The 19,121-nt window shown below is 72.0% G+C and carries 15 protein-coding genes; 9 read left to right on the forward strand and 6 right to left on the reverse strand.

Translation table 11 applies throughout. The features are described from left to right. Positions 1–87 precede the first annotated feature (87 nt). Entirely contained in the window at positions 88–1,050 is a 963-nt protein-coding gene (locus OG286_RS05575) for an NAD(P)-dependent alcohol dehydrogenase (protein WP_396323298.1), read from the forward strand. A gap of 49 nt (positions 1,051–1,099) precedes the next feature. Here the strand turns inward: OG286_RS05575 and OG286_RS05580 are convergent, their stop codons facing one another. Then, entirely contained in the window at positions 1,100–2,089 is a 990-nt protein-coding gene (locus tag OG286_RS05580; protein ID WP_396323297.1) for a phospholipase, read from the reverse strand. A 557-nt stretch (positions 2,090–2,646) separates the two neighbouring features. Continuing rightward, positions 2,647–3,555, reverse strand: a complete 909-nt coding sequence (locus OG286_RS05585; RefSeq protein ID WP_396323296.1) for an alpha/beta hydrolase — start codon at positions 3,553–3,555, stop codon at positions 2,647–2,649. A gap of 469 nt (positions 3,556–4,024) precedes the next feature. Here OG286_RS05585 and OG286_RS05590 point away from each other — a divergent pair, with 469 nt between their 5' ends. Then, positions 4,025–4,174 (forward strand): hypothetical protein, encoded by a 150-nt coding sequence (locus OG286_RS05590; protein WP_396323295.1) that lies wholly within the window; start codon positions 4,025–4,027, stop codon positions 4,172–4,174. Positions 4,175–4,254: 80 nt separating this feature from the next. On the opposite strand, the gene OG286_RS05595 is transcribed toward OG286_RS05590, so the two are convergent. Continuing rightward, complete coding sequence (locus tag OG286_RS05595) at positions 4,255–5,544, reverse strand: LLM class flavin-dependent oxidoreductase (RefSeq protein WP_405366035.1); 1,290 nt, start codon at positions 5,542–5,544, stop codon at positions 4,255–4,257. Positions 5,545–5,799: 255 nt separating this feature from the next. Next, positions 5,800–8,445 carry a SpoIIE family protein phosphatase gene (locus tag OG286_RS05600; protein ID WP_405362879.1) on the reverse strand — a complete coding sequence of 882 codons (2,646 nt, stop codon included), beginning with the start codon at positions 8,443–8,445 and terminating at the stop codon, positions 5,800–5,802. Between the two features lie 433 nt (positions 8,446–8,878). Here OG286_RS05600 and OG286_RS05605 point away from each other — a divergent pair, with 433 nt between their 5' ends. Together OG286_RS05605 and OG286_RS05610 are read left to right on the forward strand one after the other, a co-directional pair. Then, entirely contained in the window at positions 8,879–9,682 is an 804-nt protein-coding gene (locus OG286_RS05605) for a glycerophosphodiester phosphodiesterase (RefSeq protein WP_405362877.1), read from the forward strand. Beyond that, the gene (locus OG286_RS05610) at positions 9,679–11,058 is read left to right on the forward strand and encodes an MFS transporter (RefSeq protein WP_396323292.1); all 1,380 of its coding nucleotides are present in this window, start codon (positions 9,679–9,681) and stop codon (positions 11,056–11,058) included. Before OG286_RS05605 ends, OG286_RS05610 begins: the two co-directional genes overlap by 4 nt. A 79-nt stretch (positions 11,059–11,137) precedes the next feature. On the opposite strand, the gene OG286_RS05615 is transcribed toward OG286_RS05610, so the two are convergent. Then, positions 11,138–11,596 (reverse strand): ATP-binding protein, encoded by a 459-nt coding sequence (locus OG286_RS05615; protein WP_396323291.1) that lies wholly within the window; start codon positions 11,594–11,596, stop codon positions 11,138–11,140. Between the two features lie 273 nt (positions 11,597–11,869). Between OG286_RS05615 and OG286_RS05620 the strand changes: the two genes are divergently transcribed. Then, a complete protein-coding gene (locus OG286_RS05620; RefSeq protein WP_396323290.1) occupies positions 11,870–12,721 on the forward strand; it encodes a helix-turn-helix domain-containing protein in 852 nt (283 codons plus the stop codon). An 11-nt stretch (positions 12,722–12,732) separates the two neighbouring features. Then, positions 12,733–12,924 (forward strand): hypothetical protein, encoded by a 192-nt coding sequence (locus tag OG286_RS05625; RefSeq protein ID WP_396323289.1) that lies wholly within the window; start codon positions 12,733–12,735, stop codon positions 12,922–12,924. Between the two features lie 80 nt (positions 12,925–13,004). Here OG286_RS05625 and OG286_RS05630 read toward each other — a convergent pair whose 3' ends face one another. Beyond that, positions 13,005–15,764 (reverse strand): ATP-binding protein, encoded by a 2,760-nt coding sequence (locus tag OG286_RS05630; RefSeq protein ID WP_396323288.1) that lies wholly within the window; start codon positions 15,762–15,764, stop codon positions 13,005–13,007. A 251-nt stretch (positions 15,765–16,015) separates the two neighbouring features. Between OG286_RS05630 and OG286_RS05635 the strand changes: the two genes are divergently transcribed. The 3 genes from OG286_RS05635 (at position 16,016) to OG286_RS05645 (ending at position 19,090) form a co-directional block, all read left to right on the forward strand. Further along, positions 16,016–16,783: a hypothetical protein gene (locus tag OG286_RS05635; RefSeq protein ID WP_396323287.1), complete on the forward strand. Its 768-nt coding sequence runs from the start codon at positions 16,016–16,018 to the stop codon at positions 16,781–16,783. 152 nt (positions 16,784–16,935) lie between these two features. Then, a complete protein-coding gene (locus tag OG286_RS05640; protein WP_396323286.1) occupies positions 16,936–17,736 on the forward strand; it encodes a GntR family transcriptional regulator in 801 nt (266 codons plus the stop codon). Between the two features lie 4 nt (positions 17,737–17,740). Further along, positions 17,741–19,090, forward strand: coding sequence for an MFS transporter (locus tag OG286_RS05645; protein ID WP_396323285.1), 1,350 nt, complete (start codon positions 17,741–17,743; stop codon positions 19,088–19,090). The last annotated feature ends 31 nt before the right edge of the window (positions 19,091–19,121 follow it).

The following is a 19,121-nucleotide window of genomic DNA, read 5'->3' on the forward strand; positions in this document are numbered from 1 at the left end:
TTCCTGACCGGTCCGCCGGAAGGAACCTGCGCGATGACGCTCCCCGGCAGGCCGCCCGCCACCGTACGCTACGGACTCATGAAAGCCATGGCGCAGCGCACGTGGAAGGCCGGCGAGCGGTTGGAGCTCGTGGAGCTGCCCACGCCCGAACCGCGCAGGGGTGAGGTCCGGGTCGGTGTCCAGGCCGTCGGGGTCAACCCGGTGGACTGGAAGATGCGCAGCCACGGCCCGCTGCGGCAGGCCGCCCGTCTGCTGGGGCCGAAGCCACCGGTGGTCGTGGGGGTGGACTTCGCCGGGGTGGTCGACGCCGTCGGCCCGGGGGTCGTGGGCTTCTCACCGGGCGACCGGGTGGTGGGCGGGACCGACTTCTCCCGGGGGCAACGCGGCTCCTACGCCGACACCGTGGTGGTGCGCGAGGACCAGCTGTGCCCCGTCCCCGACTCCGTCGACATCGCCGTGGCCGCCGCCCTGCCGGTGAGCGGCGTGACCGCCCGGATGGCGGTGGTGGACCTCGGCCGCATCCGCCGGGAGAGCACCGCCGACCGCCGCGTGCTGGTGCTGGGTGCCTCCGGCGCCGTGGGCCAACTCGCCGTGCAGATCGCCAAGTCGGAGGACGCGTTCGTGGTCGGCGTCTGTTCGGCGAAGAACGCGGACCTGGTCGGGGGGCTGGGCGCCGACGCGGTCCTCGACTACGGCCGGGGCGACACGCTGGTCCAGGCCCGGGCCCATGCTCCCTTCCATCTCGTCATCGACTGCGTCGGCGGCTACTCCGGCGCCGGCTGCCGGGCCCTCCTGTCGTCGGGAGGGCGCCACATCATGGTGGCGGGCGACGACCCCGCAGCCCTCGTGCAGATGCTCGTGGCGCCGTCGCGCTCCAGGGGCATCCTGGGCAGGCCCACCGGCCGGCGGCTGGCACCGCTGGTGGCTGCGGTGGCCGACCGCCGGCTCCGGGTGGCGATCGCGCGGACCCTGCCGCTCACCGCCGCCGAGGAGGCCCACCTGCTCAGCCGAAGTGGGCGTATGACGGGCAAGTTGATCCTGCTGCCCTGAGGTCCGCGGCTCACGGCTCCCTCGGGACGAGCCCGGCGAGGGGCGCGCCCTACCCGAACATGCGGTCAGCGCTGGTGGCGAGGCGGTGCGTGGTGCTGTGGCGGTTCACCCAGTCACGGACGAGGTTGATGGCGTTGGCGCACTGCCAGCTGTTGTCGTACTCGCGCACTCCGGTGAAGCTGCCGTAGCCCGCGATGATGCCGTCCACACGCGCGTCGCCCAGCAGTTTGTCGACGTACCACGGATCGTTGTAGGTGGTCGTCCAGGACAGCGTGGCCGCGAGCCGTCCCGCGGCACGGTCCCCGGCGCCCTTCTTCAGTTCCGCGCAGGTGTTGTAGGTGGCTTCCGTGCAGTTGCCGAACCCGTTGGCGATATTGCTGTCGCCGTAGTCCATCGCCCGGTGACCGGGCGGGATCGCGGCACCGGACCGGTCGAAGGCGCTTCGGGCCTGATCGCGGGTACCGGTCGTCGTCATGCCCTCCAGGCGGCCGAGCTTGCCTTCCAGGCTCTTCCAGCCCCTGCCGCCGACATCCGGGGTGCTGCCACCGTGGTACTCGTAGAAACCGTAGAGCACCTGGATCCCGGCAGCCGTCAGCCGCTGCGCCTTGTCCCGCAGTCCGGCGACGCTGCACCCACGGTTCGGTTCCTCCCCGCAGTAGTTGGGGTCCTTGATGTCCAGCCAGACCAGTGCCAGCCGACGCCCTGCGTTGGCGTTGGAGACGATGCGGTCGATCATGCTGTCGAAGCTGGGCCCGAGCCGGGAGTCACCGGCCGACGAACAGTCGTGGTACGCGCGCCATTCGTTCGGGTTCCACCAGGCACAGACGTCTATCTCGATGCCGTTGGCACCGTGGCCGAGCGCGGCGTCCACGCCGTCCAGGGTGTCGACGCGGTGCGCGATGGCGTAGATCGCCTGACGCTGATCGGCTGCCGCCGCCGGGGTCGTACCCGTCACGGTGACACCGATGATCCCGCACAGCGCTGCCATCAGCGCCGGTAGGATCCGCGGGCCGGCGCCGTGCCTGAGGTGAGTGGTCAAGGAACGTACTCCTTCATGTCGTTTCATGTCGGTGTCCGGGCCAGGGTGGTCATGAGCGGCAGACAACCCTCCCCGCGCCGACGTGTGGCGAAGAGAGAGCGATCCGGCAGCCGCTGCGCCCTCCAGGGCTCCGACGGCATGGCCGAGGTGGCGTGCCGGCAGCGGAAGAGCGCCGGTCCGCCACCTCGGCGGGGAACTCTGCCGAGGGCCCGCGAGCCGATCGGTCGTATCCACTCTGCCCCGAGTCCCCGGGCTGCGCGAGGCACCCGGTCGGATCTCGGCCAGACAGGTCCCCAGCCCTCACTACCCATGTGAGCATCGGTGGTGAGTGACAATCAGACGCCTCCGCCAGGAGGACCGGGGTCTCGGCGTGCGGCGCCGTGTCCGGAACTCGACGTGGACCGGGGCGAGGCGCCGGTGGAAACCCTCGGCCGGAAGCGGTAGCCGGGGTCAGTCCAGTCCGAGAAGCTGTCCGACCGGCGGTGACGTGGTCGCGCGAAGCGGTTGGCGCGTTCGGGGGCCGGCTGCCTCGGTGGGGCCGCGCCCGCCACCCGTGGTCATGTGGCTTCCTCGTAGACGTGTGGCCCGGTGCGGACGGAGTCGGTGACCTCGCCGACCGCGCGACCCAGCGCCGTGGAAGGGTCCGCGAGGTCGAAGCACAGGTCGAAGTGGTTCCGGCCGGTGGCCACCACCTCGACCAGCCGGCTGGTGCGGCTGCAGGCCGCCCGGGCGAAGTCCTGCTGCTGACGGGCGAATTCGTCCGTCTCGTGTTCTCCGCGTGCCAGCACCAGCGGGGGCAGCGTTCGCGGCAGGTGGTGGAGGGGGCTGTTGCGCCGCGCCTCGTCCCGGGTCATGCCCACGCGGTCGTTGACATAGGTCAGGCGCACCGGTTCCAGGTCGTACACGCCGCTGAGCAGCACCGCGCCGGCCCATCCGGCCGACTGCCCCGGTGCGGCCGCCGGCGTCTCGTCGAGCAGGCACATCGCGGCCAGGTGCGCGCCGGCGGAGCTGCCGGCCAGCACCATCCGGGCGGGGTCGCAACCGAGTTCGCCCGCGTGGGCGAGCAGCCACCGCGCCCCCTTGCGGACCATGGCAACGATGGCGTCCAGCCCGTACCTGGGAGCCAGACCGTAGCCGAGGGCGGCGTACGCGACACCACGGGAGTTCAGCCCGGCCGCCGGGAACGACGCGTCCGCCCTGCCCAGTTCCTGCCAGTAGCCCCCGTGCAGGAACACCACCAGCGGCGCCCCGGGACCGCCCGGCCCGGCCGGTGCGGGGGCGGGAAAGAAGTCCAGACGCTCCTCTGGGCGGGGCCCGTAGCTCAGGGTCCGCCACTCGAGCGCGGCCCGGGTGCGGGCGCTCGCCGCCGCGTACGCGTCCAACTCCACCCGCAGGTCGGGCACGCACGAGCTGGGCGAGTACTGTACGGCCAACTGCTCCGCGGTGTACTGCCGATACACGGTCATCGAGCTCACGCGGCACCGCTCCCGTCCGGCAGGCGCATCCCTGCTAAACGGCCACCCGCAGCCAGCCGTCCCGCTGGTAACGCGGACCGGAACGACGCCCGTCGCGAGGACCACGCGAGGACCGGTACCTCGTCCGCGAGCGTGCGCCGCTGCGCGCCGGCGCCCGCCGGCCTCAGGGCGCAGCTGCTGTCGTACCGGCCCGCCCACCCAACATCCCCCACACCAAGCCCCTTTCGCCTCATACGATCCCGCCGGGCAAGGCGGGCACCGGCAGGATATGCCCGATCACGCGGATCATTCGAAAGAACGACCGAGTTGCCGCAACTGCCTGCCGACTCGACGGGAACTGACGTTGTGACAGCACAACCGGGCAGCGAACTGCCCTCCGCACCTGTCGACTTCACCGAGCCGGCGGCGACACTGCAACGCAAGGCCGCCGCGCTCGACGTGCTCGGGCCACGGGGCCCGGGTGAGCACGGAAGGTCTCCGACTGCCGCTCCAGCAGCCGTACACGGCGCCGTCCGGGCTCCCGGCCGAACCCGGCGCGGTGCTGGAGCAGCACCGCGCCGGGTGGACGGTGCGGGCCCGCGATCAGGCGGTGCGCCTCGTCACGGGATGACACCGCTCCCCCACGGGCGGGGGCATCGTCGCTCGGGGGCATCGTCGGTGCATCCGAAGCCGTCGGCCCTCAGGTGCCCGTCAGCGGTGACCGGACTGCGGGCCGGCCGGCGCCTCCTGGCGGGAGCTCAACTGCGCCTCCTGGTGGGATCCGAAGTGGCTGGGCAGGAGTGGCACGACCTTGGCGATGAAGCTCTCCATCTGCCGGCACACCTGCGCGCTGTCGTGGGTGAAGAAGTCGAACCAGAGCATCAGCCGGTCGTCCGGATGGAAGCGTTCGGTGATCTGCTGGGCGATGTCGGACGGCGTGCCGATGAGGGCGTTGTCGGCGGCGGAGGCGACCTTTCGGGGATCCAGGGTGCCTTCCAGGGCCGTCCAGTACGCGCGCAGGCGGCGCTCGGCGTCCTCGCGCGCCGCGGCCCGGGAGCGCTCGGCCGACCAGCCGGGCCGGTCCTCGAGGAAGACGAAGACCGTGCGCGGCATGTACGAGCGCTGCCAGGGCCCGCCCGAGGGGTGGTAGGCCTGCGCCAGGCGGGTGTGCGTCGCCTCGATGACCTCGGGCGGGGTGATGCTCAGGTTGAACACCCGGACCGGCCGGAAGCGGTTCAGGCGCGCCTGGAGCGCCTGGTCCTGCGATCCCAGGACCAGGGTGAGCAGTTCGGGCCGGGCGGGCTCCGGCACGGCCTTGACCGCTTCGAACTGCCAGCGGCGGGGCAAGACCACCCGGTCCCCGGGCGACCCGGTCTCCTTGAGGGCCTGCCGGTAGCTCTCCGCGTCGGGGAACTGCTCCGGTCCCAGTTCGGCTTCCGGAATGTCCTCGCTGGTGAGGACCTCTCCGGAGAGCAGCCGAACGAAGATCTCCGCGGCCTCCGCGGTGATCGCGGACCGGACCTGCGGCCAGGCGGCGCGCTCCCAGTCTGTCCGCGCGTCCACTCCGCTCAGCCGGTTGATGTAGTCGAAGCGCCCGCCCGCGAAGCCCACGTGCAGCCGGCGCTGCTCGGCCGGATCCAGACCGTGCCAGGCCAGCAGGGCGGCGACCCGCTCGGCGGCGGCCAGCGGGCCGCCGTTGCAGACGACGTTCATGATGGCCGACCCGACGTCGATCCGCCGGGTGCGGGCGAGCACGCGCGATGCCAACTGGCAGAAATCCGTGTTGAGTCCGACTTCACCGCGCCAGTGCGGGATCACCGGCTGCCGGTGGGTGCGCTGCAGTTCACTGCTGTAGTGACTCTCCGCCACCCAGAGGGTCTGGAATCCCGAGTCGTCGGCCACCTGGGCCTGTTCCAGAAAGTTCTGTAACACCGTGGCATGCGGGGGGAAGGCATCGCCTGGCTGAGCCTGCGTCAGACTGCAGAAAATATCGAACTTCATACGCGTCACTCCAGATAAGGGGCCTGCCGTGGAACCGATGTCGCACACGGATGCGCGCGCCGGTGCGCACTCCTTCTCTCCGCTGCCGGCCGCCGCTTGTACGTCGCATCCGCAGGGAACGGTACCAACGCCCGTGGCGACCACTCGTGTTGCAGGTACGGGCCGCCATGACTGCGATCGGGGCGGTGCGCAGGCCCACCGGTCCGGCGACGCGCCTTCTCGGGCGCCCCGCTTCTCGGGCTGCCCGCCCACGCGTCAGGCCGTCGGGGTGTCCGGTCGCAGGAACTGCTCGGCCCAGATGATCTTGCCTTCGGGGGTGTAACGGACGCCCCAGCGTTCGGCGAGCTGCGCGACGAGGAACAGGCCGCGGCCGCCCTCGTCCTCGGCCGCCGCGTAGCGCAGGTGGGGGGCGGTACTGCTGCAGTCCGAGACCTCGCAGATCAGCGAGCGGTCGTACAGCAGCCGCACCCTGATCGGACCGGCCGCGTAGCGGATGGCATTGGTCACCAGCTCGCTCAGCACCAGTTCGGTGACGAAGACGGCCTCGTCCAAGCCCCACTCGGTGAGCAGCCGGGTGGCCTCGGCGCGTGCCTGGGCCACGGCCGCGGGGGTCCCGGCCACCTCCCACTCGGCGGTGCGACCGGGGTCCAGCACGCGGGTACGGGCGACGAGGAGGGCGATGTCGTCCGTCTGACGGGCGGGCAGCAGGGCATCGAGCACGGCGTCGCACACCTCGTGGGGCGACCGGCCGGGGTGGGCCAGGGAGGCGGTGAGGAGGTCCAGGCCGACGCCGATGTCGCGGGTACGGTCCTCGACCAGGCCGTCGGTGTAGAGGACCAGGCTGCTGCCCTCCGGCAGCCGCACCTCCGTGGCTTCGAACGGCATCCCGCCCACGCCCAGCGGCGGACCGGCGGGGAGGGAGAGGAGCTCCACTCTGCCGTCCGGGTGGACGAGGGCGGGCGGCGGATGGCCCGCCCCGCCCAGGACACAGGTGGCGGTGGTGGGGTCGTAGACGGCATAGAGGCAGGTGGCGCCGCTGATCGCGAGCGCCCCCTCCGTGGTGGCCGTCTCCTGGTCGATGTGGCTGACCAGTTCGTCCAGGTGCCCGAGAAGCTCGTCCGGCGGCAGGTCGAGGGTGGAGAAGTTCTGGACCGCGGTGCGCAGGCGGCCCATGGTCGCGGCCGCGTGCAGGCCGTGACCGACCACGTCTCCGACGACGAGCGCCACCCGGGTGCCCGGCAGCGGGATGACGTCGAACCAGTCGCCCCCGACCCCTGCCTGGGCGGGCAGGTAGCGGTAGGCGATGTCGAGAGCGCTCTGCTCGGGCAGCTCGCGCGGCAACAGGCTGTGCTGCAGGGTGACGGCCATCGCGTGCTCGCGCGTGAAGCGGCGGGCGTTGTCGACGGACACGGCGGCCCGGGCGGCCAGCTCCTCGGCCAGGGACAGGTCGTCCTCCTCGAACGGACCTCTGTCCCGGCCGCGCCAGAAGCAGGCGATGCCCATCAGCACACCCCGTGCCGTCAGCGGAACGGCGATCAGCGATGTCAGGCCGAACTCCAGCGCCGCCCTCGTGCGCCCGGCGTCCTGCATGCGCCACCCGGCGTCGGTCGCCAGCTCGGGGACCAGCGCGGAATGCCCGCTGACGAAGCCCTCCGCCTGCGGGGTGCTCCCGGCCCACGTGACCAGTTCCCCCTGGGGGTACAGCGGCGAATCGTCCCGGATGCCCGTGAGCGCCACCCGCCGCAGCTCCACCGGGGCGCCGACCGCCAGGGGCCGCGGCTCCTCGCCGCGCATGACCTCTTCGGCCAGATCGACGGTGGCGTAGTCGCAGAATTCCCGGGCGGCCATCCGGGCGAGCTCCTCCGCGGTGCGCCGGACGTCCAGGGTCGTGCCGATGACCATGCTCGCGTCGTACAGCAGCCTGAGCCGGCCGCGGGCGATCTCGGTCTTCCCGGCGAGGACGAGCAGCTCGGTGGAGTCGCGCAGGGTGGTGACACTTCCGGGCGGGCCTCCCCCGCTGTCGGTGGGGCGGTGGTTGACGGCCAGCACGCGGTCGCCGACGGAGAGCACCTCGTCGGTGACCGCGTGGCCGGCGAGCAGCAGCTCGGTCGTCCGGGGGCCGAGGCCGAGGTCGGTGACGGCGCGCCCCTCCGCGTCGGGCGGCAGGTCGAGCAGCCGGCGCGCCTCGTCGTTGGCGAGCAGGACGCGGCCGTCGCCGCTGACGATGGCCACTCCCTCGCGCACCGCGTGCAGCACCGCGTCGTGGTGCTCGTACATGCGGGTCATCTCCTCCGGCCCCAGGCCGTGGGTCTGCCGGAGGAGACGCCTGCCCACCAGCGCCGTACCGGCCGTGGCCAGGCCGAGCGCGACGGTGCCGGCACCCAGGACGACCGGCAGCTGATGGTTGATCGCGCTGCTCACATTGGTGATCTTCATCCCGGACGACACGATGCCGACGACCGCACCGTTGGCGTCCTCCACCGGGACCACCACCTGGTACTCCCGGCCGAGTGGGCCGTTCACCTGCTCGACGGTGACCTTGCCCTGCAGCGACGGCCCGATGGTGCCGACGAACTTCTTGCCGATCTGCTCGGGCTCGGGGTGGGTGAAGCGGATGCCGTTCCGGTCGGCCACCACGATGAAGTCGACCTGGGCGCCCTTGCGGGCCGCTTCGGTCAGCGGTTGGAGCTCTGCGCTGGGGTTGGGGCCCTGCATCGCCGTCACCAGACCGGGACTGTGGGCGAACGACTCGGCCGCGGCGAGCGAGCGGTCGCGCGCTGCGGCGTACCGGTCGCTGCGGGACTCGATCAGCAGCGCGACGACGGCCGCCACCACGAGCAGCAGCACGATCAGCACCTGGAGAACGAACATCTGCCCGGCGACGCTGCGGATGCTCAGCATCGACCGCAGGGGTCTGGCCGACGACTCCCCCGGGACGGGGCGTGGGTCGCGCCGCCCACGACGGCCTCCCGACCGGCGCGAGGGCGGCCGGGGAGAGGAGCCTTTGTCTCTGGCCATACACCCATGGTCCCGCCCGGGCAGGAGGTGGTCACATCGCACCGAGGCCCGTACGGCAGCCCCACAGCGCAACGTCGCCGGTGCGGTGCTCTCCGTGCCCGGCCCGGTGGACGGGCGGCTCTCCGTGCCCGGCCCCGTGGACGGGGGCGCCGGCCGGCCGGCCGGGGCGCCGATCCGGCCACCCGCACCGGACGTTACCGCTTGACAACGTGCGTAATACTGTAACGCGCACCACCCGGACGTCGTCGGAGCGGGCAGCGCCGCCTTGGGCCTCGCGGGCCCGGCCGGTCCCACTCCCAGCAGCTCGGAGCACGACATGCACCCCTTCCTCGACCATCCGGGGCCGCTCGCCTTCGCGCACCGGGGTGGTGACCTCGGCCGCCCCGAGAACTCGCTCGCCGCCTTCGAGTCCGCCGTGGCCCTCGGGTACCGGTACCTCGAAACGGATGTGCACGCCACCCGCGACGGCGTGCTGGTGGCCTTCCACGACCCCCGCCTCGACCGGGTCACCGACCGTACCGGGGCGGTGTCCGAACTTCCGTGGGACGCCGTCAGGCAGGCCCGGATCGGTGGCACCGAGCCGGTACCGCTGCTGGAGGACCTGCTCGGTGCGTTCCCCGCAGCCCGCTTCAACATCGACGTCAAGGCGGCACCGGCCATCGGGCCGCTGGTCGAGGCGATCCGCCGGACCGACTCCTGGGACCGGGTCTGCGTCGGCGGCTTCTCCGACAGCCGCCTCGCAGCCGTCCGCGCCGCCGCCGGCCCCCGGCTGGCGACCTCGCTCGGCCCGCGCGAGGTGGCCCGGCTGCGGCTGCGCTCGCTGGCCGGGCCGCTGCTGCGGGGGCGCGGGGCGCCGTTCACCGGGGTGTGCGCGCAGGTGCCGGAGCGTCACCGGGGCCTGCCGGTCGTCGACCGCGCCTTCGTCCGCGCCGCCCACCACGCCGGCCTGCAGGTGCACGTCTGGACCGTGGACGATCCCACACGGATCCGGGCTCTCCTCGACCTGGGTGTCGATGGCATCATGGCCGATCGCATCGACGTCCTGCGGGACGTCCTCGGCGAGCGCGGCTGCTGGACCGACAGCAGCACCGGCTCCGACACCGTGGCAGGAGCCTCATGACCACCACCACCCACCCGCCGGACCACCTGGCGGGCACCACCGACGACCGCGCCCTGCGCCGGATGCAGTTCGGCTGGTACATCAACGACTGGGCGAACGCCGCCTTCTCCGCCACCGTCCTGACGGTGTTCCTCGGGCCGTACCTGACGTCGATCGCCAAGGACGCCGCCGACCCGGCCGGCAACGTGCACCCGCTCGGCCTCTCGGTCCGCGCGGGGTCGTTCTTCCCCTACACGGTCTCCTTCTCCGTGCTCCTCTCGGTCGCGGTGATGCTGCTGACCGGGACGATCGCGGACCGCACCGGGCGGCACAAGGAGCTGATGTGCGGCTTCGCCTACGTCGGCGCAACGGCCACGATGGGGATGTTCTTCCTCGACGGCGACCGCTACCTCCTCGGCGGCGCGCTGCTGGTGGTCGCGAACATCGCGTACGCGGCGTCGGTCGCGCTCTCCTACGCCTACCTGCCGGGCCTGGCCGCCCCCGACGAGCGCGACGCCGTCTCCTCCAAGGGCTGGGCGTACGGGTACGCGGGCGGCGGCCTGCTGCTGATCGCCAACCTGGCGCTGTTCGAGGGCCACGACGCGCTCAGCGTCTCCTCCGGCACGGCCGTGCGGATCTGCCTGGCCTCGGCCGGCCTCTGGTGGGCGCTGTTCACGATCGTCCCGCTGCTGCGGCTGCCCTCCCGGGCCGGGGTGGCGCCCGAACGCGCCGCGGCCGAGCCGGGCCGGCCCACCACCAGCAGCCTGCGCGAACTCGCCCGCACCCTGCGCGGCATGCGCCAGTACCCGCTCACGCTGCTCTACCTGGGCGCCTTCCTCTGCTACAACGACGGCATCCAGACCGTCGTCTCGCAGGCCTCGCTCTTCGGCAGCGAGGAGCTCGGCATGGACCAGACCTCGCTGGTCGCCGCCGTGCTCATGGTCCAGATCGTCGCGATCGGCGGCGCGCTGCTGCTCGGCCGGATCGCCCGCCGGTACGGCGCCAAGCGGACCGTCCTCGGCTCGCTGGTCGGCTGGGTGGTCACCCTCGCCCTCGGGTACCTGATGCCCGCCCACCAGCCCGTCTGGTTCTTCGCCCTGGCCTGCATGATCGGCCTGGTACTGGGCGGCAGCCAGGCGCTCTCCCGCTCGCTGTTCTCCCATCTCATCCCGGCCGGCCGGGAGGCCGAGTACTTCAGCTTCTACAAGGTCAGCGACCGCGGCACCAGCTGGATGGGCCCGCTGGTCTTCGGCCTCGCCTACCAGATCACCGGCAGCTACCGCTCGGCGATCATCTCCCTGCTGGTGTTCTTCGTGATCGGCTTCGCCCTGCTGACGAAGGTGCCGCTGCGCCGCGCCATCGAGGCCGTCGGCAACCCCGTCCCCGAACGCCTGTAGCGCCCTTCGCCCGACAGCCGGCACCACGAGCGGCTGCACCGTCCCCTCCGGCGGTGCAGCCGCTTGTTTTTGACGTCCGTCAGGCCGCGTGGAGTCTGACCCCCGCAACCACGGACTTGCCGCAGGTCCGGCGGGGCACGACGGCCCAGATGTCGCAGAGCGCGTCGACCAGCAGCAGGCCCCGCCCGCCGCATTCCTGCGGGTGCGGTTCGACGAGCACGGGTCGGCCGGCCCCCGGGTCGGAGACGGCCAGCCAGCAGTGGCCGTCGGCGATCCAGAGGACGAGCTCGATCAGCTCGTCCTCGCCGGCACGGGCACCGTGGCGGATCGCATTGGTGACCAGCTCCGAGGTCACCAGCCTCAGCACGTCGGAGAGTTGGGTCTCGTGGGGCTCCGGGATCGCGCCGGCCACGGCCCGGCGGGCCCGTTGGACGGAGGCGAGCTCGGCGGGAAAGCGCCAGTGCGACGGCACCTCGGGGACGCCGGGCGGCGTCGGCGCGAGCACGACAGAGGTGGACGGAAGCGGGATTCCAGGCATGGCTGACTCCTCGCGGATGTGCAGTGGTTGAGCAAGCGCTGATGCGGCTCCGCCGCCGGTGGCACGCCTCCCTGGGCGCGGGCACACCCGTCCCAGGGAAGGCGGGCATGCTCGCGCGGTGCACTTCCGGACATTGCCGATTGTGATCCTTGCAACACCGAGAGTACCGCAGTGCGGGGTAAATTTGCCGAGCGTCATGGCAATCTGACCCCGGGTAGTGGGTTGGTCCTTGCGGGCGGCAGACTGCATCCCACGTCGCACGGAAGGAACGGCATGACTCCCAGGATGTCTCTCACTGAACGTCAGAAGCGGTTGGGGAGCGAGCTGCGGAAGATCCGGACCTCGGCAGGCATGAGTGCCGAGTACGCGGCGGGGCTACTCGGCGTCGATCGCGGCAAGATTTCCAACATGGAGTCGGGTCTTCGGCCGATCACCACCGAGCGCTTGCGCACCCTGGCCCACAACTGCCACTGCGCAGACGAGAAGTACGTCGATGCCCTGGTCGACATGGCGCAGCCCGGGGACAAGGGCTGGTGGGAGCGGTATCGCGGCAGTCTTCCCCAGGGGCTGCTGGACATCGCCGAGCTCGAAGCACGCGCGAAGCGACTCCGCACCACCGACACCGTCCACGTTCCAGGGCTGTTGCAGACCTCGGACCACGCTCTCGCCGTATTCCGGGCAGTGTTCCCGCCGCTGCCCGAGCATGAGGTCGGCCTGCGACTCGCTCATCGGACGGAACGCCGGCAAGTGCTCACCGGTGACGACCCGCCCAACTATGTCGCCGTTGTGCACGAAGCGGCTCTACGGATGCAGTTCGGCGGCCGCAAGGGCATGCACGCCCAACTGGATTACCTGCTCGACGCATCCGAACGGGACAACGTCACGCTTCGCGTCGTTCCGTTCGAGCACGGGGCCTTTCCGGGCGCCGGGCACACCGTTCTCTACGCGGAGGGGCCGGTGCCGCAGCTCGACACGGTTCAGGTGGACAGGGCACACGGCCCCGAGTTCCTGGAGGCAGAAGGTCAGCTGACGAAATACCGCGCCCAGCTTGATCGGTTGGAAGATCTGGCGCTGACCCCGCAAGCATCCCGTGACTTCATCCGCGAGATCGCCAACCAACTGTAAGGAGACGTTCGATGCCCACCATCATCTGGGAAGACCCCTTCTGCGGCGAGGGTAACTCATGCTTCCGCCTAGGCACCGACGCCGACGACAACGCCTACATCGCCGTCAAGGGCCAGGAGGACCGGGCCATCACCGACTCCAGGGCTGCCCTGCGCACCCTCATCCTGGACATCAAGGCGGGCAAGGCCGACCACCTGCTCTAGCTGCTCAGGGCCGCCGCCGCCACTGCGGCGCCGGCGGCCCGAACATGGGTTCAGCTCACCCGGATGCGGTCGTCACCGCCTCAGCCCGCCGCACCCGCCGTCCGCAGGAGCTCCCCCGCCCGGGCGGCCAGGCCGTCGGCGTCGCAGCGGGTGGCCAGCTCCAGCCCGCGGGCCAGGGCGGTATGGGCGGCCGGAGCGGTACCCAGCGCCTCACCCAGGTCGACCAGGGCGATCGCGTGCTCGTACCGGGCGGGTGACCGCTCCAGGTGCCGGACGGCCTCCGCGAGCAGCTCGGCCGCGCGCGGCCGGTCGTGTACCGCCGCGCAGAGCCGCAGGGCGCTGCCGACAGCCGAATCCGTCCCGGACTCCCGGGCCCGGCGAACGGCCTCCTCGGCGAGGTCGCGGGCCCGGTCCGGCTGGTCGGGGGCGACCGCGCGCGCCAGGTGCCCCAGCCACGGCGCCCACACCGTGTTGCGCCACCCGCGCGCGTCCAGGGCCGCGCCGGCGGCGGTCAGGGTCGCGGCCGCGCCGGGCGCGTCGCCGCGGGCCAGCAGCAGGCGGCCGTACAGCGTGGGGGCGTCGGGCAGCACCATCACCGTCGGGTACGGCGGGCCGAAGTCGTGCGCGTGCGCGAGCTCCAGGGCCTCGGCGAGCCGGCCGCGCGCGGCCAGGGTCTCCGCCAGCGCCCCGACCGCGTCCCAGTGCAGCGGGACGCCCGGGCCTATCCGTTCGGCGATGCGCAGCGCCCGGCGCAGGTAGTCCTCCGCCTCCGCCAGGGCACCGCAGCGGAACCGGAGCATGCCGGTCAGCAGGTAGGCGAAGCCGAGGTGACCACCGCTCCACCCGGCGACTTCGTACGCGCGGACCGCCTCCGTGAACAACTCCTCCGCCCGGTCGACCCGGTCGGCGTAGAGGTAGCTGATGCCGAGGATCCCGGGCAGCTCGAAACCCCAGGTGGTGTTGGTCCAGCCGAGGCTGCGGGGCAGCCGGCCGTCCGGCAGCGCGGACTCGGCCAGGGCGATCGCCTCCTCGCGGTCCGCGCCGCGCAGCGTGAGATCCCAGCAGCGCAGCACGGCCACCGCATGGGCCAGGCCGTCACGTTCGAACAGGGCCTCGTCCGGCGTCGGCTCGCCGGCCATACCCGTGTCGGCGAAGGCCAGACCGATCGTGCCGAGCATCCGGTCGAACTCCGCGAGCCGCCGGGAGCGGCCCGGGCCGTCCTCGTCCTCGAACTGGAAGGCGGCGAACATGAAGTGGGCGACCTCCAGGCGCAGGCGGCCCGGACCGGGCCGGGTGCGAGCGGCCTCCTCGACGCACAGCGCGGCGGCCTCGCCGAGCCGGTTGCTGTGGGCGAGGGCCTGGGCGAGCCGGAAGACCGCGTCCACCCTCAGCTCGGGGCCCAGCCCGTACGGGTCGGCGAGCGCCAGGCGCAGCTGGTTGACCGTGGTCGCCGGGTCGGTGAGCAGCGCCGAGCAGCCGAGTTCGTAGAGCACCCCGGCCCGGTCCTCGTCGGCGGGCGGTTCGCTGATGGCGCGGCGCAGGCAGCGCTGGGCCGCCTCGGGCGCACCGATGGCCAGGTGCTCGCGGGCCGCCCGGCGCAGCTTGCCGACGATCTCGCCGTCCCCGTCGGGCAGCGTCTCCAGCAGGTGCCGGGATGCCGTCAGCAGGCCGAGGCCTGCGTTCTCGGTCTCGACGGCGGCGACCCCGTGCATCCCGGTCCGGGTGGCCGGCGGCATCGACTGGTAGAGCGAGGTGGCGATCAGCGGGTGGACGAACTCCAGCCGGTCTCCCGGCGTACTGGTCAGCACCCCGTGCCGGCGCAGCTCCCGGATCGACTGGGCGGCGGCCTCCGGGCCCTGGGCGCAGATGACGGCGGCGAGGTCCGGGCGGATGTCGGTGCCCAGCATGGACGCGGCCCAGGCGAATCGCAGCGTGGTCGGGCCGAGCTTGTCCAGCCAGTGCCGTGGCGTCATCCCCCGCGCGACGGCGGCGAGTTCGCGCAGTTGTCCAGTGCTCTCCTCGACCGGGTCGAGCCGCTGGTCGAGCACCTCGCGCAGCAGGGCGGTGGTCTCGTACGGGTTCCCGGCGGTGACCGCCCAGACGTGGCGACAGAAGGCGTCCTCCGCCTGCGTGCCCAGGGCCGCGCGGACCAGGTGCGCGACCGAGGCCGGCTGGAGCGGCCGCAGTTCGTGCCGCCGGTCGGCCCTGCCGACGAGGCCGTGCTGCAGCGTCAGGGCGTCGTCGGGGAACTCGTCGCGGCAGGCGAGCACGAGCAGGGCCGGCAGCTCCCGTGCGCGCAGCGCGAAGCCCGCCAGCCAGCCGAGCGACTCCGGATCGGCCCAGTGCAGGTCGTCGACGATCACGGCCACCGGCGAGCGCCGCTGCACGAGGCGGGTGAGCACGAAGTCCAGCCCGTCCCGCACACCCTGCGGGTCGAGCTGCCCTCCAGGCGGCAGCAGCCCCACCGCCGGGCCGACGATGTCCTCCCACGGCCCGAGGGCCTGTGACCGCTCCTCGTCGGACAGGGCCGCCAGCACCGGCAGCACCAGCTGGCGCACCACGCGGAACGGCTCATGGCGCTGCCGCTCCCCGCCCCGGGCGAACAGCACCGTGCAACCCGCGCGTTTCGCCTCCCGTCGCACCTCGGTCAGCACCGCGGTCTTACCCAGGCCGGCCGCACCGGTGTAGAGCAGCAGCTCCCCGGTCCCGGCACCGGCGGGCCGGGTGAGCGCCTCGACCGCCTGCCCGGCGGACCGGATCTCGGCCTCGCGCTCGTGCAGCGGACAGCCGTCCTTGCCGGCCCCGCCGTCACCCCCGGCCTCGGGCTCCCCTTCGGCCACCGCCGCCTCCGATTCGCTGTTCCACGCCCGTCGTTACCGAAGCCGAGGCTACTGCTGAACGGACGGTTCCGGTGCGGACTTGACAATCAGGCCGGTCGGAGACCAAGGGTGCTTCAACTTCCCTCCTTCGCGCGGAGGTCGACGCAGTCGACCTCCAATTCCCAATCCGCGCACCTGTGTTGCTCCGCGCAAATGCATTGCTCGACCCCTGGCCTCCCGCGAAACTGAGCGGGGAGGCAGGAGGAACCGGGATGATGCGGATCATCGTCCGCTGTTGTGCGGCGCTGCTCGGCCTGGCGGCCATCTGGGCGGGAGTCGACCTGGCGGGAGAGCCCTACCGGAACTCGGTGCAGTTCCGGTACGCGAAACCGTGCCCGAGCGGCAGCCCGGCGGGTGGGCAGCAGGACTGTATCGGGCACGAGACCGGCCAGGTCGTCGACAAGGACACCTCCACGCGCACCAAGACAACCGGCACCACCGACACGTCGTCCACGACCACCGAGACCGTCTACCAGCTGTCGGTCCGTCGGGCCTCGGGGGCGGTAGAGACGATCGAGGTCGGCGGGGCACTGTTCGGCGGAGCGGAACGTGGGGCCGGTGCGGAACTGGAGACCTGGTACGGGGAGGTCGTGGGCGTCACGGTCGACGGCAAGCGGGACACCATGACGCCGTCGTCCACCAACGCGCTGATGTGGGACCTGCTCGTCGCCTGGATCGGCCTGGGCGTGGTGCTGTGGTCCGCGCTGGGCGGCGGGAGCGCCCACGCGTTCTTCGGCACGCTGGGCACGCGCGCCTTCGCCTGGGTGTGGTTCGGGCTGTGGACGCTCTGGCCGGTGACCGGGATCGTCGCGGGCGGCGCCTCGTGGCCGAGGTTGGCATTCTCGGCGCTGTTCTGGCTGTTCGGCGCGGTGGTGGCCATGCAGTTCCTCCGGAACGACCACGGGTTCCGGCGCCCCGGCCGGCGGTCCTGGCGGCGTGCCCGGCTCCCGCTGCGCCGGCGGCGCTCCGCGCGGCGGTAGACCGGGCCCGGGTGCTCCCACTCCGCACCCGGCCTCCCACCGCACGAACACCGAGCGCAGCGCTACTCCAGTAGCTCGCGCCCGATGGAATAGCTTGCCGGTACCGCCTGGAGTCGTCAGCTGCCGCGCAGCAGAGCAACCGGAGGAACACCTTGCCCCGAGAGGCGCCGTATCTTGCCGTGAGCGACGCACTGCGTGCACGAATTCTCGCGGGAGAGTGGGAGGTCGGGGAGAGGCTGCCGTCGCGGGTGCGGCTCGCCGAGGAGTACGGGGTCGGACGCAACGTCTCGCAGCGAGCGGTGGAATGTCTGATCGTCGAGGGCCTCCTGGAAGGACGCGCGGGCTCGGGCACCTACGTCCGTGTCCCACTCGAACGCCTTCAGATGGTCCGCTCCAGGCATCGCGAACACCGAACCGGCTCCCCCGCCCGCCTCCGGTCGGAGGAGCGAGGCAGGGCCAACGCCTGGGACGCGCACAGCCAGGTGCGCGTTCCCGCCACTGAGGCGATCGCCGAGCGGCTCGGCGTCGACCCGGGGGATCCCTGCGTCACCACGCACTACGAGTTCCTCGCCGACGGGCAACCCGTCCAACTCTCCGAATCCTGGGAGCCGATGGCCATCACGGGCGGAACGCCGATCCTTCTCCCCGAGACGGGACCGCTCGCGGGCAAGGGGGTGGTCGAGCGCATGCGCTCCCTAGGCGTCGTGGTCCGGACTGTGGTCGAGCGGCCACGCCCGGCTCACGCCACCCGGGAACAGGCGAACCTTCTGGGAATCAGCACCGGGGACCTGGTACTCCGGATCGAGCGGACCATCTACGACACCGGCGGACGCCCCGTGGAGACCGCCGACATCGTCATTCCCGACGGGCGCCGCGAAGTGGTCTACGAGTTCGGGGTCGACCACCCCTCACTGATGGGCCCGATGGGCCGCTTCGCCACCGACGGTGGGTGACCGAATGTCCTTGCCCCTCCGTCCCGGGCTCCTGCGCGACCCCGACTTCCGGCGCCTGTTCGCCGCCACCGCACTCGGCCAGCTGGGCGATCGCATCATCTTCCTGGCGCTGCCACTGGTTGCCATCGTGGCCCTGGATGCCGACGAGTTCCAGGTCGGGCTGCTGACCGCGATGACCACGGCGGGCTCGCTCCTGGCCGGACTGCCGGCAGGCGCGTGGGTGGACCGCATGCGGAAGCGGTCGGTCATGATCAGCACCGACCTTGTGAGGTCACTGGCCCTCGCGACGATACCGGTGGCGTGGTGGGCCGGTCTTCTCACCACGGGGTGGCTCTTCGCGATCGCCCTGCTTCACGGTGCACTGACCGCCTTCTTCGACGTCGCGTACGTCAGCTGTCTCCCGCACCTCGTGGGGCGCGGCAGTCTTGTCGAAGGAAACTCGAAGCTCTCGGCGGTGCGCTCGGTCACCAGCATCAGCGGTCCGGCAGTGGCGGGTCCGCTGGTCGGTTGGGTGGGCGCTCCTGCCACGCTCTTGGCGAGCTCGATCGGTATGGCGGCGTCCGGCCTGCTGGCGATCGGCATCCGAAGGCGCGAACCGAAGCCGGAACCCGGTGAGCGACCTCGGTTGCTCCGTGACATCGGAGCGGGCTTGCGCTTCGTTCTCACACATCCCGTTCTCCGCGCGACCGTGCTGGGAGACGCGGTCTTCAATCTCTTCCTGGCCATGTACCAGACCATGTTGCTGGTCTTCCTGCGGCGGGAAATGGGCCTCGACTCCTCCGGCATCGGCCTCGTGTTCTCGGGTATGGGCTTCGGCGCCCTGGCAGGCGCGCTGTCGGCGAGCCGACTGTCCAAGCGGCTCGGGCACGGTCCGATCATCTGGCTCATGCCCCCCGTCACCTGTCCGCTGACGGCATTGATGCCGTTGGCCCGACCCGGCTGCACCGTCTACGTGGCAGCGGCCGGGCTCGCAGCCCTCTCGCTGGGCGGGGTCGTCCGTGTCGTTGCCCAGTCGAGCATCCAACAGGCCCTCACGCCGGACCGGCTCCTGGGCCGGATGAGCGCGACCACCCGGTTCGTGTCGTGCTGCGGCCTTCCACTGGGCGCAGTCCTGGGCGGAGCCGCAGGCGCCGCACTCGGCGCACCGGCCACCCTGTGGATCGGCGCAGCCGGTATGACGCTGAGCTTCCTCCCGAACTTCGCCTCACCGCTTCGAGGCATGCGCGAACCGCCGGCGGTAGGAGATCGCGAACTCGTACGCTCCGGCCTGCTCCCCGGTGAGCGCGGCCGCCTGGCTCCGGGAGGCGATGTCATGGGCTCCGGACGGTTCTCGGGTAGCACCGCCGACGTCTGATGCTGCTGCGACACCGCGTACCCTCGGGCCG

The organism is Kitasatospora sp. NBC_00039, assembly GCF_045160625.1.
Lineage (GTDB): Bacteria > Actinomycetota > Actinomycetes > Streptomycetales > Streptomycetaceae > Kitasatospora.